We start from the raw sequence: 21699 nt of genomic DNA, 5'->3' as shown, positions 1-21699 counted from the left end.
TGATAAATCACGTCCTTTTTTAAAGAATGGTTTCATTTATGTACGTTACAGAAATTCAAATTAACTTTATTAACTTTCATATACAATAGGAAAGGTGCATATTTACATATCAATGAAAATATACACCTTTCCTCAGTTATATCATCAAGGTATTCTCTTCTATTACAAAGAATTCAGAGCATTTACATCATACTTTGAGCAACTCATATAGGTTTATATGTATCTATCAAGTAATTTTTGCACTATCCCCTTAAAAAATAATGCTCTTGATATATTCATCATTGCCTACACTTGTTTGCAGTTATTGGGCTGCCCTTTTCATTCATAAGCGTTACATCTTTTGTGCTCTCTACTTTTCCGTTAATGAAAGGGATGTTTCTTTTATTCCTTCAAATTCATTTAGTACATAAATAGCTATTTTTTCAACTGCAGGTGAATCCACTATCTCTTCATGTGATCCAGAAACAGAATACATATTTACTCTTCCTTTTAATAAAGGTCCCCAATCTGTAAACAACTCTTTTCCTTCCTCAGCACTAACGTAGATAACTTTTCCAAAGTATGGTATCAAATCATTCTCTGCCATTAAGTTCAGGCATTTCCTATGAGCATTGATAACTTGCTTTAAATTCATAAGATCTGCATCTGGCGGGAGTACTCCTTCCATAATTAATCGCTCCACAAGCATATCTTGTTTATGGATGAGGCCTTCTTCCTGCTCAGTAAAATCTCTAGGAATGAAATGTTCATATATATATGAGAGCATTTCTTCTCTTGTTTTATAATCCTGCTCTGATGGTACTTTTGTATCCATTAGTACCAACAACTCAACTTCCTCACCTTGACTCCTTAGTACAGTTGCGACTTTATAAGCAATTGCACCGCCTAAAGACCATCCTCCAAGACGATATGGACCTTCTGGCTGAACACTTTTTATTTCTTCGATGTAAAATTGAATTACTTCCGGCAAGGTCAACTCGTCAATTTCTTTCTTTTCTATAAGAGGATTCTGTAAACCATAAAATGAACAATGGTTCTTAAGTAATCTTGCTAGTTGAATGTAACAGAATACATTCCCCATAAACGGATGAACGCAGAAGAAAGGTCTTTTCTCTGATTCTTGTAGTGGAACTAGCGCTACTACTGATTTCGTCATATCATGCTTATCACGAATAAGGCATGCGATTCCTTCCACTGTTGGATTCTTAATCAATGTAGACACCTTAATCTCTTTTCCAAACTTCTCCTTAATTTTTGAAACTAATTTAATTACAAGGAGAGAGTGTCCTCCTCTATTAAAGAAATCATCATTTACATAGACATCTTCTATCTGTAACACATCCTGCCAGATTTCAATCAACTGATATTCAATTTCATCCCTTGGAATGATTGGTGTAGAGAAGTTATTTTCTCTATGAATAGTTAAATTGTTCAATGCCTTTCGATCAACTTTGCCATTTGTTGTAAGAGGAATCTCGTCTACCTTAATAAAGTGAGCGGGAACCATATAATTTGGTACTTGTGTCTTGAGATATTCACGCCACTCATGCATACTACCATCTCCAACTACATAAGCAACCAATCTCTGCTCTCCTAATTTATCCTCTGTTACCAAAACTACTGCTTCTTTTACCAATGGATGCCTCTCTATACTCGCTTCAATCTCTTCAAGTTCAATACGAAAGCCCCTAATTTTCACTTGATTATCAATTCTTCTCAAGTAATCTAAATTACCATCAGGTAAATAACGAACCAAATCTCCCGTACGATATAAACGTTCTTCTTCATTAAATGGATGACGGATAAATCGCTCTGCTGTTAATTCTGGGCGATTCAAGTATCCTCTCGCTATACCTGCACCCCCAATATATAGCTCACCTGTTACACCAACTGGAACAGGTAACAAATTTTTATCCAATACATAAGTTTGAACGTTCGGCAACGGACGTCCAATTGTTACTCTCTTACTATCTTTTTTGATATGATAACACGTTGCATCAACCGTACATTCTGTAGGACCGTATACGTTATAAAAATCAATTTTTTCGGTCTCTACTAGCTGTTCCCATAATGACGGCATGATTGCTTCACCACCGACTAATATCTTACTTGGTACATGAACATCAGCACTTATTTCTAGCAATCCTCCATCTATAAGTAATTGAAGTAATGAAGGTGTCATATCAAACATTTCCAATTTATTCTCCCTAATATAGGACACAAATTGTTCCGGATTAGTGCGAACTTCACTTGGGATAATATATAAACTTGAACCATAAAGCAACATTTGTAATTGCTGAATAGATACATCAAAGGCAATTGACGCATTCAAACCGACGCGCATATTACTAGGTATGTCATGTGAGAAAACTTCTTTTTGTAAACCATAGGATAGGTTTATTACAGAATGGTGCTGTACTAAAGCCCCCTTTGGATTCCCTGTCGAACCAGAAGTATAGATAACATACGCTAAGTTTTCCCCTGTTACCTCACAAATTGGTGAAAGTTTGCTTTCTTGAGAAAGCATTGCTTGGTCCCTATCTAGGCAAACTGTCTTGATGTCTTTAGGTATCCATCCTAGTAATACCTCATTTGTAACTAACACTTTAATTCCCGTGTCTTGTAAAATATATTGCAGGCGGCTTTCTGGATTCGATGGATCCAATGGAACATAGGCTGCTCCAGCCTTCCAAATTCCCATGAGACCAACAATCATCTCAACTGATCGATCAAAGCAGAGGCCAACTAATGACTCTGTCCCAATTCCACATTTCTGTAAATGATGGGCTAATTGATTAGCTCTTTCATTCAGCTCTCGATACGTTAGTTGCTGTTTTTCATCTACCACTGCCACCGCGTCAGGTGTACGATTTACTTGCTCTTCGAATAGTTGATGAATTACATTCTCACGTGGATAGGATATAGCATTATTATTCCATTCTTCCAATAGCTTTCTTTGTTCAGCCTCCGTAATATATACTAGCTCCGATAGATTTTGATCAATGTTTTTGAGCATTTGCATTAACACTTTGTGTAAATGACCCAGCATTCGTTCAATGGTTAATCTATTAAACTTACTACGGTCATACATTAACTTTAACGATAACTGGATTCCTGGAACTACAGCCAATCCTAATGGGTAGTGGGTTTGTTCTTCCCCTTTCAATTCACCAATTTCCAGATTTTCTGAAGATTCTTCTTTCACTGGATAATTTTCAAACACATATAAACAATTGAACAGCGGTGTACCTCTAGGAACCTCACTCCACCCCTGAATCTCTGTCAAAGAAGCATACTCATATTGTCTTCTTTCTAACTCTTCCTCTTGTAACTTCTGCAACCAATCTATTACTTTTATATCATCAATCAATTGAATTCGCGTCGGTGACGTTGTAATGAAAGGACCTACGATGTTTTCAACACCAATAATCTCCGTAGAACGCCCTGAGCTTGTTACACCAAAGACAATGTCATTTTCTCCACTATATCGGCTCATGAGATATGCCCATGCACCTTGAATTACTGTACTTAAAGTAAGTTTATTTCGTTTCGCCCATCCTTGTAACTCTTGAGTCTGCTCTTCTGATAAATACGTAACCTTCTCTGTGTAACCTTTTTCTTCCTCTTTACTTTCTAAGCCCAGTAAAGTTGGTGCAGTAAAACCTTTTAGCTTCTCTCTCCAAAATTGTTCCGCCTGCTCCTTATCTTGTTCTCTGAGCCATTGGATATATTTCTTATATGGTGAGGATTTAGGTAACTTTACAGCTTCTCCATTCATTCTCTTCTGATAGACTGTAAGTAATTCATTAAAGACCAATGGTAAACTCCATCCATCCAGTAAAATATGGTGATGTGTCCAAACAATCCGATATTCTTCCTCACCTTCTTGAATGACTGTTACCCGCATCAATGGTGCTTTATCAAATTGGAAGGCTTGTTTTCGATCTAATTCCAAAAAGACTTTTCTTTTTTCTTCTATCTCTTCACTTGTCATTGTACTCCAGTCTTCTTTGTTCACTTTAAATGGGATATTTTCATACACCACTTGTACAGGCTCTTCAATTTCGTCCCAAACAAATGCTGTACGAAAAATTTCATGCCGCTGAATTACAGATTTCCACGCCTGCTCAAAAGTAGGAATATCCATTTCCCCTTGAATCATAAAACTCAATTGCACTATATACGGTGCAACATGTTCATCCCCTTGATCATGCAATGTGTGGAAGATCATACCTTCTTGCAAAGGTGATAGTGGATATAAATCAGTAATCTGATTGTTCTTTCCACGATGCATTTTATTTAGTACATTTGTCAAACCTTCTTGGCTAAGATTAGCCATTGCAAAATCCGAAATGGTCAGTGCAGATTCTCTATCTGAAGATTGAATCAATCTACTCAGTTGATATAGCATATTCTGTGCAATACTTTGAATCGTTGATTTGGCAAATTGTCCAACATTGTATACCCAAGTGAACTGAAGTTTTCCATCCGTTACAACCCCAATTACATCAATTACATGCGATCGCTTGGAACCGGCAGCATGATCTAAACGCTTAAATTCGTTCTCTGGAATAAACATTGCATCGCTAGAAAACATTTGGTCAAATTGTCCAAGATAGTTAAAACTAATAGACGGTGTATATTGGGAGCTTAATGGCTCACACATTGTTGTGTTCATGTAACGCAACACCCCATAATCAACACCCTTATTAGGAATTTTGCGAACTTGTTCTTTAACTGCTTTTAATGCTGCAATTGGCGTATTAGCATTAGTAATATTTAAATGAACTGGGTAAATACTTGTAAACCATCCCACGGTTCTCGATAAATCAACATCTTCAATAATCTCTTCTCGACCATGTCCCTCTAAATCTACGCTTAATATCGGCTGCCCCGTACATGCTGCTGTAGCTTGTACCAATGCTGCTAATAATACTTCATTGATTTGGACACGGTGAGTGCTTAAAGTCTCTTGCAATAACATACGGGTCTCATTCTCGTTTAACACCACAGTAATTTCCTCAGTTACTGCGCTTACTGGATTACTTATAGTACCATCTACTGGCAGTATAACTACGTCTTGTTCAACCTGCTGCTCCCAGTAATGTAGCACTTCTTTTGATATTCCAGTTTGAGCGTAATGTTGTAATTTCTCCGACCATTCTTTAAAAGATGTACTCTTCATAGGTAATTGAATTTTTTGCCCTTGGACCGCTTGCGTATATGCTGTTTGCAAATCTTCCAATAAAATTCGCCAAGAAACACCATCCACGGCTAAGTGATGAATTGTCCAAAATAATCGACCAGTCTCCTCACCTTCATCAAAATACACCATTCTCATTAAAGGACCATCATGTAAATTCAATCTTTCTTGTGCAACATTAATCTCTTTTTGAATAACTTCATGCCAATCCGCTTCCGGCACTTCGTCTAATGAAATGACAGTCAGCATCAATTGTTCTTCAATTCCTTCATTCCACTGTTCCCAAGTCCCATTAGGTAAACGTTCATATCTTAAACGCAGGGCATCATGATGAAGTAGAAGGTTACGCGCTGCCTTTTCCAGTGATCCTATGTCCAATTTTTCTTTCGTTCTAAAGAACATGGATTGATTCCAATGATGTGGATTAGGATGATTTTGTGCAAAAAACCTTTGCTGAATAGGTGTAAGTATCGTCTCTCCAGTTATAATTCCTTGTTCAGCTTGTACACCTTGTTCTTCTTTGACTACTTGCGCTAACTCAGCAATCGTTTGGTGTTCAAATAGTTGTTTTGGTGTCAACTGTAAACCAGCTTGCTTTGCGCGAGAGACAATCTGAATGCTAAGAATTGAATCTCCACCAATTTCAAAAAAGTTATCATAAATACCAATACGTTTTGAACCTAGCACACGTTCCCAAATGATAGAAAGCTTATGTTCACGTTCATTTCTTGGGGCCGCGTAGCCTTCTTGTATTCCTTGATAATCTGGTATAGGTAACGATTTCCGATCAACCTTTCCATTTATGGTTAGCGGTAATTCTTTCATTTCGACAAAGTAGGAAGGTATCATATGGATTGGCAGTTTTGTTTTAAGATACTCTCGCCATTCTTCTACACTACCTTCGCCCACTACATAAGCTACTAACCTCTTATCTCCCGACTGATTTTCCCTAACTATTACAACTACCTCTTTTACCAAGTCATGCTCTTGTAAAGTCGACTCAATCTCCCCAAGTTCGATTCGAAATCCTCTAATCTTCACTTGATTATCCATTCTTCCTAAGTAGTCTATATTACCATCAGGAAGATATCTCACAAGATCACCTGTTCTATATAACCTCTCGCCTTCTTTGAATGGATGAGAAATAAATCGTTCGGATGTTAACTCTGGACGATTCAAGTACCCCTTTGCTAGACCTACTCCTCCGATATAAAGTTCCCCCATCACACCAACTGGAACTGGCAACCTATTACTATCTAATACATAAGTTTGGACGTTAGGCAATGGACGCCCAATTGTTACTCTCTTACTATCTTTTTTGATATGATAGCATGTTGCATCAACCGTACATTCTGTAGGACCATATACATTATAAAACTGTATTTTATCAGTCTCTACTAGCTGTTCCCATAATGACGGAATAATTGCTTCACCACCAACCAGTACCTTACTTGGAACATGAACGCCATCGCACGTTTCTAACAATCCGGCATCTATAAGTAATTGAAGCAATGAAGGTGTTATATCAAAGATTTCTAACTTGTTCTCCCTAATATAAGCTACAAACTGCTCCGGATCACTTCGTACTTCATTCGGAATAATATACAAACTTGAACCATAAAGCAGCATTTGTAATTGCTGGATAGATGCATCAAAGGCAATTGACGCATTTAAACCGACATGCATGTTAGATGGTATCTCATGTTCGAAAACCTCTTTTTGTAAACCATGCGACAAGTTTAGTACAGAATGATGCTGTATCAAGACACCCTTTGGATTCCCCGTTGATCCTGAAGTATAGATAACATACGCTAAGTTTTCTCCTGTTACTTCACATTTTGGTGAAAGAATGCTTTCTTGTGAAATCATTGCTTGATCCCTATCTAGACAAACTATCTTGATTTCTTTAGGTATCCAGTCTTCCAATGACTCGTTCGTAACTAATACTTGAATTCCAGTGTCCTCCAAAATATATCGTAGACGACTTTCTGGATATGATGGGTCTAATGGAACATAGGCTGCTCCAGCCTTCCAAATCCCCATAATACTAACAATCATCTCAACTGAACGCTCAAAGCAAAGTCCAACCAATGATTCATTCCCAATCCCGCATTGCTGAAGATAGTGGGTCAATTGATTAGCTTTTTCATTCAGCTCTCGATACGTTAACTTCTGTTTTTCATCTACCACTGCTACCGCATCAGGTGTACGATTTACTTGCTCTTTAAACAGCTGATGAATCGTACTTTCCTGTGGATATGCTACAGCATCATTATTCCACTCCTCCAACTGTTTTTGCTGTAATCCTGACAATATAGGCAACTTAGCTAATGATTTATCAGGATTCTCCACGATTACATTCAACCAGTTCCCAAAGTGTTCAGCCATGGATTCAATAGTTAAGCTGTCAAATAAATCAGTTCTATAAACAAAAGTAAGTAATAAACCCTCTTCCACTTCTGCAGCAGTTAAACTTAAATCAAACTTAGCGATAGGAGCATTACTTTCTATTACTTCTATATTTCTTCCATGTAGTTCTGGTAGCTTCTGTCCCGTATTTTGCAAAGTAAACATGGTTTGGAAAATCGGAGAATGGCTTGTATTTCGTTCAGGTTGGATAACCTCTACAATTTTCTCAAACGGAACATCTTGATACTCATACGCCTTCAATGCTTTTATCCTCACTTGAGACAACAACTCTTGAAATGCCGGTGCATTACTTAAATCAGCTCGATAAACCAATGTATTGACAAAGAAACCAATCAGCCCTTCAATTTCTCGATAATTTCGATTTGCAATTGGGCTGCCAACAATAATATCCGTTTGTCCCGTATAACGAGCAAGGAAACTTTGATACGATGCCAATAAGGTCATGAAAAGTGTGGCCCCTTCTTGACGACTTAGTTCGTTTAATTTATCCAGTAATGAGCGCGATAACAAAACATTATGAGTTAATCCATGGTGGGTTTGCACTGGCGGACGCGGACGATCCATTGGCAACATTAAGACTGGTAACTCACCGGATAATTCTTCCTTCCAATACGCAAGTTGTTGATATAGTACTTCATCTTTCAACCATTCTCTTTGCCACTGAGCAAAATCGGCATATTGAACTGGTAGTGGTTCCAGCTCTGCTTGTTTTTCACCAATCGCATTCTCATAAAATGCCATCCATTCTTGAAGCAAGATTTCCATCGACCATCCATCTGAGATAATATGATGCATATTACATAGAAGAACCCATTCTTCTTCTGAAATTCTTATGAGTTTCCCACGGAACAATGGCCCTTTTTCTAAATCAAATGGAGATTCGACTTCAGTTTGAATCCATTGCTCCAACTTTCTTTCTCGCTCCTCTAATGAAAGCTTAGTTAAGTCCATTTGCAGAAGCGGACGGAAAACGTACGGTTGAATCCGCTGCATAGGATGGCCATCCTCTTCATAAAATACAGTCCGCAAAGATTCATGACGCTCTATCAACTGATTCCATCCCAACTCCAATGCCTCAGGTAACCAATTCCCTGTAAGACGGCATGCCATTGGCATATTATAAAGTGCACTATTAGGTGCAAATTGATCAATAAACCATAAGCGCTGTTGGGCATAAGACAGTGGAATATTTCCCCCTCGTTCCATCGGCATCAATGGTGGAATTTCTCGTTTTTCGCTCCCCTTACGTAACTGATCTATTCGTTTCGATAATGCCTCGACCGTTGAATATTCGAACAGTTCACGTACTGGCAATTTGATTTGAAAGACTTCCTGTAAGCGTGAGACCACTTGTGTAGCAAGTAGAGAGTGACCACCGAGCTCAAAGAAAGAATCCTGAACATCAATGTCTCTTATTCCTAGCACTTGACTCCACACTGAAGCAATAAGTTCTTCCAGCGGAGTTCTTGGGTATACAGTATTTTCAGCGGATTGTTCACTAAGTATAGGTAATGCCTTCAAATCAAGCTTTCCATTCGGTGTAAGTGGTAAAAATTCCATCTCAATAAAGTTTGTTGGAACCATGTAATTAGGTAAATGTGTTTGTAGGTGTTCTCGCCATTCATGGACACTTCCTTCACCAACTACATAAGCTACTAATCTCTTATCACCTTGATTATCCTCTCGCGCCAATACAACAGCTTCTTTCACAGAAGAATGCGCCTGCAAAACAGCTTCTATTTCTCCCAATTCAATCCGGAAACCACGAATTTTCACTTGGTCATCTATACGTCCATGGAACTGGAGATTACCATCAGAAAGATAACTTGCTTTGTCTCCTGTATAATAGAGACGTTCTCCTGACTTGAAAGGATGTGGAATAAATTTTTCCTTTGTAAGATCCGGACGATTAGCATATCCACGTGCAAGACTCTTCCCTCCAATATAGAGATCTCCAATTACACCAATTGGTACTAGCTGAAGATGAGAATCTAACACATAAACTTCTGTATTCGCAATCGGTCGACCAATCGATGGCGTACCTGTTGTCACCCCTACAGGTACGTAACAATCTGTGGTAACAACGGTATTTTCCGATGGACCATACTGATTAATTACCGCAAAAGGAATATCGCTAGATGGATACTGCGTTAATTGATCCCCACCAGTAATGATAAAACGAAGATCCGTTTTATCTGGCCAAGATAATTTCAAGAGTCTTTCCAGAATAGGCGTAGGTGCAAAACTAGCTGTTATTCGTGAATCAATGAGCCAGTCCCTTAGTGCTTCTGGATTAATTCTCAGTTCCTCTGTTGACAAGTAGAGTGCTGCGCCAGCAGTTAGATACGGCCAAATCTCCTGGACAGCCGAATCAAAAGCAACCCCTGCAATCTGAGTCGCACGATCCTCTGCTGAAATATGATAAACTTCTTGATGCCAAGAAACCATATTCATTAATGAGCGATTTTCAACCATGACACCCTTCGGTTTTCCTGTAGAACCAGAGGTATAAACAATATAGGCTAAGTTCTCTGGATTTATTTGACGTGTAGGTGCGATTACGCTTTCCACTGTTAGTTCTTCTAACCTCACCATTTCGACGTGTGCGAAATGTCCTTCTTGTCCTTCCGCCGTCACTACAAATTGAATTCCTGCATCTTCAATCATGTATTCTAACCTTGATTTTGGATACAACGGATCTAAAACAACATAAGCTCCACCAGCTTTTAAAATGCCTAGTAAACTTGCCATTAGCTCAGCTGACCTCGGAAGATAAACTCCTACCACTGACTCTGGGGCTACTCCCTTTCGCCGTAAAACATTTGCCAACTGATTTGCTTGTGTATCCAGTTCACCATAAGTCCACTGTTTTGTTTGATCAACTACCGCAATCGCATCCGGACGCCTTGCTACTTGCTCCTCAAATCTGTCGCAAATAAGACCCTGATGAGACATTTCCATTACAGTGTCATTCCATGTTTCTAATAACAAAGTACGCTCGGGTTCTGATAGCATGCTTAGGTCATGCAACGGATTTTGTGGGCGATGAGAAACTTCATGTAGCCATTTCTCAAAGTGTCCTGCCATCCGTTCAATAGTAGTAGCATTGAATAAATCCTTATTATACTCAAAAGTAAAAAGTAATCCCTCTTCCGTCTCAGCTGCCATTACACTTAAATCAAACTTTGCAATTGGACTATGGCTTTCTATCATTTCAATACTTCTACTAGATAACATCGGAAACTCTTGTTTCATATTTTGCAAGATGAACATAGTCTGGAAGATTGGCGAATGACTTGTACTTCGTTCCGGTTGCACAACTTCTACAATTTTTTCAAATGGAATATCTTGATATTCATACGCCTTCAATGCCTTTTGACGAACCTGATATAGTACATCTTGAAATGTCGGTCTACCACTCAAATTAGCTCGATAAACCAGCGTGTTAACGAAGAAACCAATTAGTCCTTCAATTTCTCTATAATTCCGATTCGCAATTGGGCTTCCGACCAGGATATCTTCTTGTCCCGTATAACGAGATAGAAAACTTTGATATGCAGCTAAAAGCGTCATGAAGAGTGTAGCCCCTTCTTTTCGACTAAGTTCATTCAATTTATCATGTAGCGTGCTTGACAGAACCAGAGTGTATGTCGACCCGTGATGAGTTTGTATTGCGGGACGCGGGCGATCCATAGGAAGTTGGAGTACAGGAAGCTCCCCAGACAATTCTTCCCTCCAATATTGGAGTTGTTGATTAAGCACCTCCTCCTTTAGCCATCCTTTTTGCCACTGAGCAAAGTCGGCATATTGAACCGGTAATGGTTCAAGTTCCGCTACCTTTCCATCCGTTTCTTTCTCATAAAATGCCATCCATTCTTCAAGTAGGATTCCCATTGACCATCCATCTGAAATGATATGATGTAGAGTACAAAGGAGTACCCATTCTTCCTCTCCCACGCGCAAAATACTTGTCCTGATTAATGGACCCTCTGTTAAATCAAATGGCACTTCTGTTTCTTGTTGAATTAAACGTTTAACTTCTTCTTCTTGATCTTCAGAAGAAAGCATAGTTAAATCCGTTTTCGGAATTGATTGAAAAGCATACGGTTCAATTTGCTGTACGGGTTGACCGTTCACTTCGTGAAAGACCGTCCGCAGTGATTCATGACGTTCTATTAGTTGATTCCATCCCGTTTCCAATGCTTCAAGTAGCCAATTCCCTGTAAGGCGGCATACCATTGGCATATTGTAAAGGGCACTATTAGGTGTAAATTGATCAATGAACCATAAGCGTTGTTGGGCATAAGATAGTGGGATAGCTTCTCCTCGTTTCATTGGTATTAGCGGCGGAATCTCTCGTTTTTTATCTCCTTTACGTAACTGATCTAATCGCTTTGCCAGTGACTCCACCGTTGTATATTCAAATAGTTCACGTACTGGTAATTCGATTTGAAAAATTCCCTGTAAACGTGAAACTACTTGAGTAGCTAGTAGTGAATGACCACCGATTTCAAAAAAGGAATCCTGAACATTAATATTTTTTATTCCTAACACTTGGCTCCAAACGGAAACGATAAGCTCCTCCACTGGTGTTCGTGATGAAGTAATATCTTCACTTATGAACTGTTCTTCTAATTCCAGTAAGGCTTTCCGATTCACCTTACCATTTGGAGTGAGTGGCATACCTTCAATTTTGAAAAAGTATGCCGGAACCATATAATGTGGCAGTTGCTTCTTGAGATATTCACGCCACTCCCCAGTATCGCCTTCACCCACTACATAAGCTATTAACTGCTTATCTCCTGGTCGATCTTCCTTCACCAACACGACTGCCTCTTTTACAGATGAGTGATCATGTAAAGCTGCTTCAATTTCTCCCAATTCAATTCGGAATCCTCTAATTTTAACTTGGTTATCTATTCTTCCAATATATTCTAAGTTACGATCATTCATATATCTCACCAAGTCACCCGTTCGATATAATCGTTCCCCGTCCTTAAAGGGATGCGGAATAAAACGTTCAGTAGTTAAATCCGGTCGATTGAAGTAGCCACGTGCTAATCCTACTCCTCCAAGGTAAAGTTCCCCTGCCACACCAATCGGGACCACTTGTTGATATTGATCTAACACATACAACTCTGTATTATCAATCGGACGACCAATTGGAATAAGCATTGGTTCTTTTTCTAAATCACAATCGTAATAAGTCACATCCACAGTTGCTTCAGTTGGACCATACAAGTTAATTAACTTTGTTTGCTGAGCATTGTAAAGGATCCCCTTAAACCGGCGAACCTGCTCAGTGTTTAACGCTTCTCCACTAGTAAAAACTTGAATTAAAGACGATACATCCCTTTTCGAATTATATAGTTCCATATAATCTAAGAAAGTAGATAACATCGACGGAACAAAGTGCATGGTGGACACACGATATCGTTCAATATACTCCTCAATCACCGCAGGATCTTTCTCTCCTCCTGGTGGAAGTAAACAAACACGTGCTCCTACAAATGACCACCAAAATAATTCCCAGACAGAAACATCAAACGAAAACGGTGTCTTTTGTAGGATTGTATCCTCCTCAGACAATGGGTATTTTTTCTGCATCCACTGTAGGCGATTGATAACAGAATGATGTTCAATCATTACCCCCTTTGGATTTCCCGTCGAACCCGAAGTGTATATAATATAGGCTAAGTTATTTGCTGTTACTCCACTCACCGGAGCTAAATTACTCTCTTTAGAAATCATTACTTGATCCCGGTCTAAACAAATTGCTTGAATATCTTTAGGTAACCAGTCCTGTAGTGCCTCTTTTGTTAACAGCACTTGAATTTGTGAATTCTCCAAAATGTATCTCAGGCGGTTTTCGGGATAACTTGGGTCCAGTGGGACATAAGCCCCACCTGCTTTCAAAATCCCAAAGAGACCAATAATCATATCAGGAGAACGTTCAATACATATACCGACTAATGATTCAGGTCCGATACCTCGTTTTTGTAGAAAATGTGCCAATTGATTCGATTTTTCATTCAGTTCTTGATACGTTAGCTTTCCACCCTCATAAACTACCGCCACTGCATTAGGTGTACGTGCAACTTGCTGCTCAAATAGCTCATGAATCATACAATCATGCCCATAAACTACGTCCGTATCATTCCATTCTTCTAGGAGTTGTTTTTGCTCAGTATCCGATAACATTGACAGCTTTGTATATGATTCATCTGGATGATACGTGATTTCATTTAGCCAGTTCTCAAAATGTCCTGCCATACGTGCAATGGTACTACTATCAAATAAATCCGTGTTGTATTCAAATGAGACGAATAGACCTTCTTCCACTTCATAGGCAGTTAAGCTCAAATCAAATTTAGCAATAGACATATTACTTTCTACCATTTCAATACTTCTATCAGGCAAATCTAGTCGTTCTTGTTTTATATTCTGTAGCGTAAACATGGTCTGAAATATAGGGGAATGACTCATGCTTCGTTCAGGTTGCACAGCTTCTACCACTTTTTCAAATGGTATATCTTGATATTCGTAAGCTTTTAACGCCTTTTTCTTTGTTTGGTTCAAAATCTCTCGAAAAGTAGGGGTGCCACTCAAATCTGATCGGTAAACCAACGTATTAACAAAGAAACCAATTAATCCTTCTACTCCCTTATGGTTCCGATTTGCAATCGGACTACCAACTAGGATATCTTTTTGTCCCGTATAACGAGCAAGAAAGCTCTGGTATGCGGCCATTAAAGTCATAAATAAAGTAGATCCTTCTTGTCGACTTATATCCTTCAATTGACTGAGCAATTTATAAGGAAAAATTACATGATGCGTAGCCCCAGAGTAAGTCTGCTTAACCGGTCGAGGTCGATCCACTGGCAGTTGTAAGATAGGAAGTTCACCAGACAATTCTTCCTGCCAATACGTAAGCTGACGATTTAGCACATCACCTTGCAACCACTCCTTTTGCCACTTCGCAAAGTCTGCATATTGAATGGATAGTGAACTTAATTTAGCAGGATTTCCGCCCGTTTCTTCTTCATAGAAAGCAAGTAATTCATTCATGAATATACCAATGGACCAAGCATCAGAAATAATATGATGCATCGTACACTGTAATAACCATTCATCCTTCTCTAATTGAACAAGCTGATTACGAATTAAAGGACCATTCATTAAATCAAATGGTTCTTGCGCTTCTCTCGCAATTAAACTATCTACCTCTTTTTCTTTTACTTCTAGAGGAAGTTGAGAGTAATCTCTTACAGGTAATGCTCTAGGAAGGAATTCGACAATTTGTTGCACAGGTTGTTCTCCTACTTCTTTAAAAACAGTTCGTAATGATTCATGGCGTTCAATGAGTCGATTGAATCCCTTTTCTAATGCTTCAGGTATCCAATTTCCTTTTAGATGCCATACTGTTGGAATATTATATAAAGAACTGTTTGGGTTAAATCTGTCCATAAACCACAAACGTTGTTGTGCATAAGACAACGGGAGTGCTTCTTTATTCACCTTTTTTTGCATTTGCTTCTGAAGCCATGCTCTCTTCTCAGGAGAAAGTGAACTCAGCTTTGCAAGTAAATCACTTCTCATTTTTTTACCCCTTCCTCAATCAAATTACTCTCGAATATCCCTTGTGCTTCTTCCTCTGATAGCTCCTCTAATTGCTTAAGTAGTTCCAGTAATTCTTCATCATTACTCACTTCTGCTTCTTTTTGAACATAGTCTTGAAGACTAACATTCTCCTTACTATCATTCTGCATTTCTTGATTTTTGTTATCAAGCAATTGATCAATCTGTTCTGCCAATTGCTGCACCGTATGAAACATAAATAAATCATGCAATGGTATCTCGATTCCAAAAGCCTCTTTAAGATTGGAAACAGCTTGCGTAGCGAGTAGTGAATGGCCACCAATTTCAAAAAACGAATCTTGAATTCCGATGTTTTCCATACCTAAAACTTCATGCCATATCGAAACGATTGTTTTTTCCGTAGACGTACGAGGAGCAATATAACCACTTGCTATCTCCTGTCTCTCTGGTGCCGGTAAGGCCTTCCTATCAATTTTCCCATTAGGAGTGAGTGGAAATGCATTTAATCCAACAAAATAGGCTGGGATCATATAATTTGGTAGTTGATCCTTGAGATAATCACGCCACTTTTGAGCATCCCCGCCTCCTACAACATAGGCGATCAAACGCAGATCGCCAGGATAATCTTCCCGCACCATCACAATAGCTTCGTTAACTAATGTATGCCTTTGTAATGTCGCTTCAATTTCTCCTAGTTCAATCCGGAACCCACGAATTTTTACTTGATGATCGATTCGTCCAACATACTCCAAATTTCCATCCGGCAAATACCTTACTAAATCTCCCGTCCGGTATACTCGCTCTCCTTCTTTAAACGGATGCGGTATAAAACGATCTTGCGTTAAGTCAGGGCGGTTTAAATATCCACGCGCTAACCCTGATCCACCAATGTATAGCTCACCAACTACACCAATTGGAACCATTTTTTGTTCGGCACTCAGTACATATACTTCTGTATTGAATATTGGTTTACCAATTTGTGGTACCCTATGCATGTCACACTTTTCTAATTCCATATACGTGGAATACGTAGTATCTTCGGACGGTCCATATAGGTTGTACACCTTTTCGATCGTACTTCTCTCGTATAAATCTTGAACAAGCGAATATGGCAATGGTTCTCCAGCCAAATTCATCACCTTTACCGAAGAAGGGATTGTTTTTGCTCGAACCAGTTCCTTCGCTGCCGATGGTACAGTATTAACCAAAGTCACACCTTTGGTAGACAACTTCTCTAGATGTAGAGCATTTTCAGTGACAATCACCTTACCACCCATCGTTAAGGGAACAAACACTTCAAAAACAGATAAATCAAAAGATAGCGAAGTTGAAGCTAACACTCCCGCTAATTCCTTTCGAGAATACGTGTGATGCGCCCAATGAATCATTGTTACTGTATTCCTGTGCTCAATCATTACTCCCTTTGGATTTCCAGTGGAACCTGAAGTATAGATAATATAGGCTAAGTTATCGCCCGTCACTTCACTCGTACATACTGTAGTTACTTCTTGTTCTATTTCTGCTCGATTACGATCAATACAAATCACGTTGACGAATTTAGGTATAACCATTTTTTGTTGTAACTTTTCCTGTGTCACCAGTACCTTTATTTGAGCATCTTCTAAAATGTACTGCAGTCGACTTTCCGGATACGCTGGATCAATTGGGACATATGCTCCTCCCGCCTTCATAATTCCTAAGAGACCGACAATCATCTCAGATGAACGTGTAACGCAAATCCCAACTAATGATTCGCATGTTACACCATTTTTTTGTAAATAATGTGCCAACTGATTCGAGCGTTCGTCCAACTCTCGATATGTTAGTTCTTCATCTTCGCACACTACTGCAATTGCTTCTGGTGTTTTTTTCACCTGTTCTTCAAACATTGTATGAATTGTACTTTCTTCCATATCTATAAAACGCGATTTGTTCCATCCCTCTAGTAGTTGCTTATATTCTACTTTCGATAACATATTCAGTTCTGATAATACACATTTTGGATGAGAGACAATTTGATTTAACCAATGTTTAAAATGACTTGCCATACGTTCAATGGTTGTATCATTAAACAAATCAGTATTATATTCAAAGGTTAGTGATAATCCTTCTTCCGTCTCAGAAGCAAATAAACTCAAATCAAATTTGGCAACAGAAGCATGGCTTTCCATGAGTTCCATTTGTCTTTCAGATAGCTGAAGAAATTCTTGTTTCGTATTCTGTAAAGTAAACAAAGTTTGGAATATTGGTGAATGACTTGTATTCCGTTCAGGTTTTACGGATTCTACCACTTTCTCAAATGGGATGTCCTGATACTCGTATGCTTTTAGCGCTTTTTTTCTTACCTGCGACAATAGTTCTTGGAACGTCGGATTTCCACTGAAATCAGCTCGATAAACCAACGTGTTTGCAAAGAATCCTATTAATCCCTCAATCTCTTTCACATTTCGATTAGCGATTGGGCTTCCAACTATAATGTCGTCCTGTCCTGTATAACGAGAAAGGAAGCTTTGATACGCTGCCATCAATGTCATAAATAAAGTGCATCCTTCTTGCAAACTTAAATCTTTGAGCTTTTCCTGTAGGGAATTCGCCACTATTAAGGACTGACTTGCACCACGATGGGTTTGAACTGCAGGTCGAGGACGATCCATCGGTAATTGTAAAACTGGTAGTTCCCCAGATAATTCTTCCTTCCAATATTGAAGATGCTGATTCAAATTCTCCTCTTTTTGCCATTCCTTCTGCCACATGACAAAATCTGCATATTGGATAGATAACTCCTTCAATTCCACTGGTTTTCCGGTTAGTGCTCCTTCATAAAAAGCCATCCATTCTTCAAGTAAGATTCCCATTGACCATCCATCTGAAATAATATGATGCATCGTACAAATGAGAACCCATTCTTCCCTGTCCACTTTCAATATTCGTGTTCGAATCAGAGGACCTTGTCCAAAATGAAATGGTTCCTCCGCCTCGTTTTGAATAAGGCGTTTCATTTCTCTTTCCCTATCTTCCAAAGAAAGATCTGTTAGATTCGTTTGAGGAATATGTCTGAACACATGAGATTGAACCTGTTGAAAAGGTTCACCCTCTTGTTCTAGAATTGTCGTCCTTAATGATTCATGACGCTCCAACAATTGATTCCATCCGACCTCCAATGCTTCAATTGACCATTTACCTGTTAAGCGACACGCTGCATGAATATTGTACATAGCACTATTTGGCATTAATTGATCAATAAACCATAGACGTTTCTGCGCATAGGAAAGTGGGATAACTTCTTCTCGTTTCATAGGTACAAGAGGAGCAACCTCTCGTTTTTTATCTTCTTTTCGTAACTGATTCACTCGTTTCGCCAATGCTTCCACTGTATCGTGCTTGAAAAGTTCACGTAATGGAATTTTAATTTGGAACAGTTCTTGCAATCTAGAGACGATTTGAGTAGCAAGTAGTGAGTGCCCACCACGTTCAAAGAAGGAATCCTGAATACCAATATTTTCTGTTCCTAACACTTGACTCCAAACCGAGGCAATAAGCTCTTCCGATGGCGTCCGGGGTAGCACATTTAAATCTTCAATAGCTTGCTCATCAGGTGCTGGCAAGGCCTTTCGATCAATTTTCCCATTCGGAGTAAGCGGGAAGTGTTCTAACTCTATAAAGTGCGCTGGAATCATATGATTCGGTAATTGGTTTTGTAAATACTCTCTCCACTCTTGGGTATTTCCATCACTTATTACATATGCAACCAATCGTTGATCACCTGGACGATCTTCTCTAACTAATACAACAGCCTCTTTAATAAACGAACATTTTTCTAAAATGGCTTCAATTTCTCCTAATTCAATCCTAAAACCACGCATTTTGACTTGATGGTCCATTCTACCTATAAATTCTATATTTCCATCAGTTAGATATCTTACTGAATCTCCTGTTCGATATAGTCGTTCTCCCAATTGGAATGGATGCGAAACGAATTTTTCAGCAGTAAGATTCGGACGATTTAAGTATCCACGTGCTAAACCAGCACCACCAATATATAACTCACCCTCAATTCCTATTGATTGCAAGCGTTGATTTTGGTCTAATACATATAATTGCGTGTTCTGTATTGGCTGCCCAATAGAAACAAATTCTTGATTAGGCTGAATATCAAATGCATTGACATAAATAGTGGCTTCAGTTGGCCCATAAAAGTTGGTTAATTTCACTTGTCCACTATAATCCCATTTTTGTTGAAAACGTCTAACTAACCCTGAACTTAGTTCTTCTCCACCAGAAAATACATGGCGTACGGACGAACAATTCATGTTCAATTCAATATGATTGAAGTAATCTAAGAAAACAGATAACATCGAAGGTACAAATTGAACTATAGTAACCTGATGTTGTTTAATCACTTCAGCTATAATAGAAGGATCTTTTTCTCCACCTGGAGGTAGGAAAGATACACTTGCACCAACGTGAATGCCCCAAAACAATTCCCAAACAGAGACATCAAATGAGAATGGCGTTTTCTGCAAGACCACATCTTTTTCAGAAAGCGGATATTTATGTTGCATCCATTCTAGATAATTAATTACTGAATGATGCTCAATCATTACTCCCTTTGGATTCCCTGTAGATCCTGAAGTATACATAACATACGCTAAATTTTCTCCTGTTACACCACTTATACATGGGGTTGTTTCTTCTTTTTCAATTGCAGTGTAATCTTTATTCATACAAATCGTTTCTATACTTTCAGATACAAACAAATTTTTAGAATTCTCCCCCGTCACTAGTACTTCGATTCCAGCATCCTCTAATATATATCGAAGTCGACTCTCTGGATAAGTAGGGTCAAGTGGAACATACGCTGCTCCTGATTTTAGAATACCTAATAACGCTATCATCATTTGTAATGAACGTTCCAAATATACCCCAACTAGAGACTCTGGGCCTACACCATGCTTTTGTAAATAATGAGCTAACTGATTTGCACGCTTCTCCAACTCTTTATAGGTAATTTGTTCATTTTCGTAACTAGCCGCGATTGCTTCCGGTGTTTTTTTTACTTGCTCCTCAAACATCGTATGAATCATGCCTTCAGCCGAATAATTAACTTGAGTATGATTCCATTCCTCTAGTAACTGTATTTGTTCTTCTTCTGTTAAATGAGTAATTTCAAATAGTTTTGAATCTAGGCTCTTCGTCATCTGAATTAATATTTGCAATAAGTGATTCTGAATCCGATTTATTGCTTCTTCATTAAAATAGCTTCGATCATACATCAACTTTAAAGTAATTTTCTTACCGGGCATTACAATGAGTGTTAAAGGATAATTTGTTTGTTCCGTGCTTTTAACATCTAGTAATCTTAAATCATCATTTCTCTCACCTTGAATTGGATAATTTTCAAACACATACAAGGTATGAAATAAGGAGCAATTTCGCGGAACCTCACTCCAGCCTTGAATATCTATCAACGAATTATACTCATACTGTCTTCGTTCCATTTCTTTCATTTGTATTTTACGAAGCCAATCTACTACTGATGTATTATCCGTTAATCGAATTCTGGTAGGTAATGTGTTAATAAATAGCCCCACCATATTCTCTGCTCCTATTAAATCAGTAGGACGTCCAGCGCTAGTTACGCCAAATACGACGTCACTGTCACCGCTATACCTACTCATCAAATAAGCCCATGCACCTTGTACTAACGTATTCAACGTTAATCGACTATTTCGTACCCACTTTTGTAAACTCTCAGTAAGTTCCTCAGATACTTGATAAGCACACTCTCCATAACCCTTCTCTTGTCCTTGATCCTTTCTTTCCATTGCTAATGGAGTAGGTGCATAGAACCCTTTTAATTCTTCTTTCCAAAATTCCTCTGCTTGACTTTGATCTTGTTTATTTATCCATTGAATATATTTTTTATAAGGAAGAGATTTAGGAAGATTCAACAATTCTCCCTTTATCATCTTGAGATAAACTTCCATCACTTCACTAAAGACCAATGACACACTCCATCCATCTAGCGAAATATGATGATGTGTCCAGATAATTCTCGTTTCCTCTTTTGCTTCTTTAATCGCAGTGACTCTCATCAATGGTGCTTCATCCAATAAAAATCCTTTCCTACGATCTGCAGTCAAAAACTGTTGTAATTTCTTCTCCTTCTCCTTATGCGAATAGGTACTCCAATCCTCTTGATGAATAGTAAAAGGAAGACATTCGTAAACTGCTTGTAGAGGTTTTTCTACTTCCTCCCATACAAATACTGAGCGCAGAACCTCATGTCGTTGAATAACATATTCCCAAGCTTTTTCAAAAGTAGCAACATCCAATTGTCCCCCGAGCAAGAAACCTACTTGTACAATATAGGAAAAAGAATGTTCATCATCTTGATCGTATAAAGTATGAAACAGTATTCCTTTTTGCAAAGGTGATAAACCATATATATCAATAACGTCTCCCAT

General features: G+C 38.6%; 2 protein-coding genes. Both read right to left on the bottom strand.

The annotated features are described in order from the left end of the window. Positions 1–349: 349 nt before the first annotated feature. A complete protein-coding gene (locus ACO6VI_RS26835; protein WP_142951159.1) occupies positions 350–15232 on the bottom strand; it encodes a non-ribosomal peptide synthase/polyketide synthase in 14883 nt (4960 codons plus the stop codon). Further along, the gene (locus ACO6VI_RS26830) at positions 15229–21699 is read right to left on the bottom strand and encodes a non-ribosomal peptide synthetase (RefSeq protein ID WP_063547298.1); all 6471 of its coding nucleotides are present in this window, start codon (positions 21697–21699) and stop codon (positions 15229–15231) included. Before ACO6VI_RS26830 ends, ACO6VI_RS26835 begins: the two co-directional genes overlap by 4 nt.

This window comes from Bacillus sp. PSXD-155 (assembly GCF_049310765.1).
Taxonomy (GTDB): Bacteria; Bacillota; Bacilli; order Bacillales; family Bacillaceae_G; genus Bacillus_A; species Bacillus_A cereus.
The sequence above is the reverse complement of the archived record's forward strand: the minus strand, read 5'-3'. Positions and strand labels throughout refer to the sequence as shown.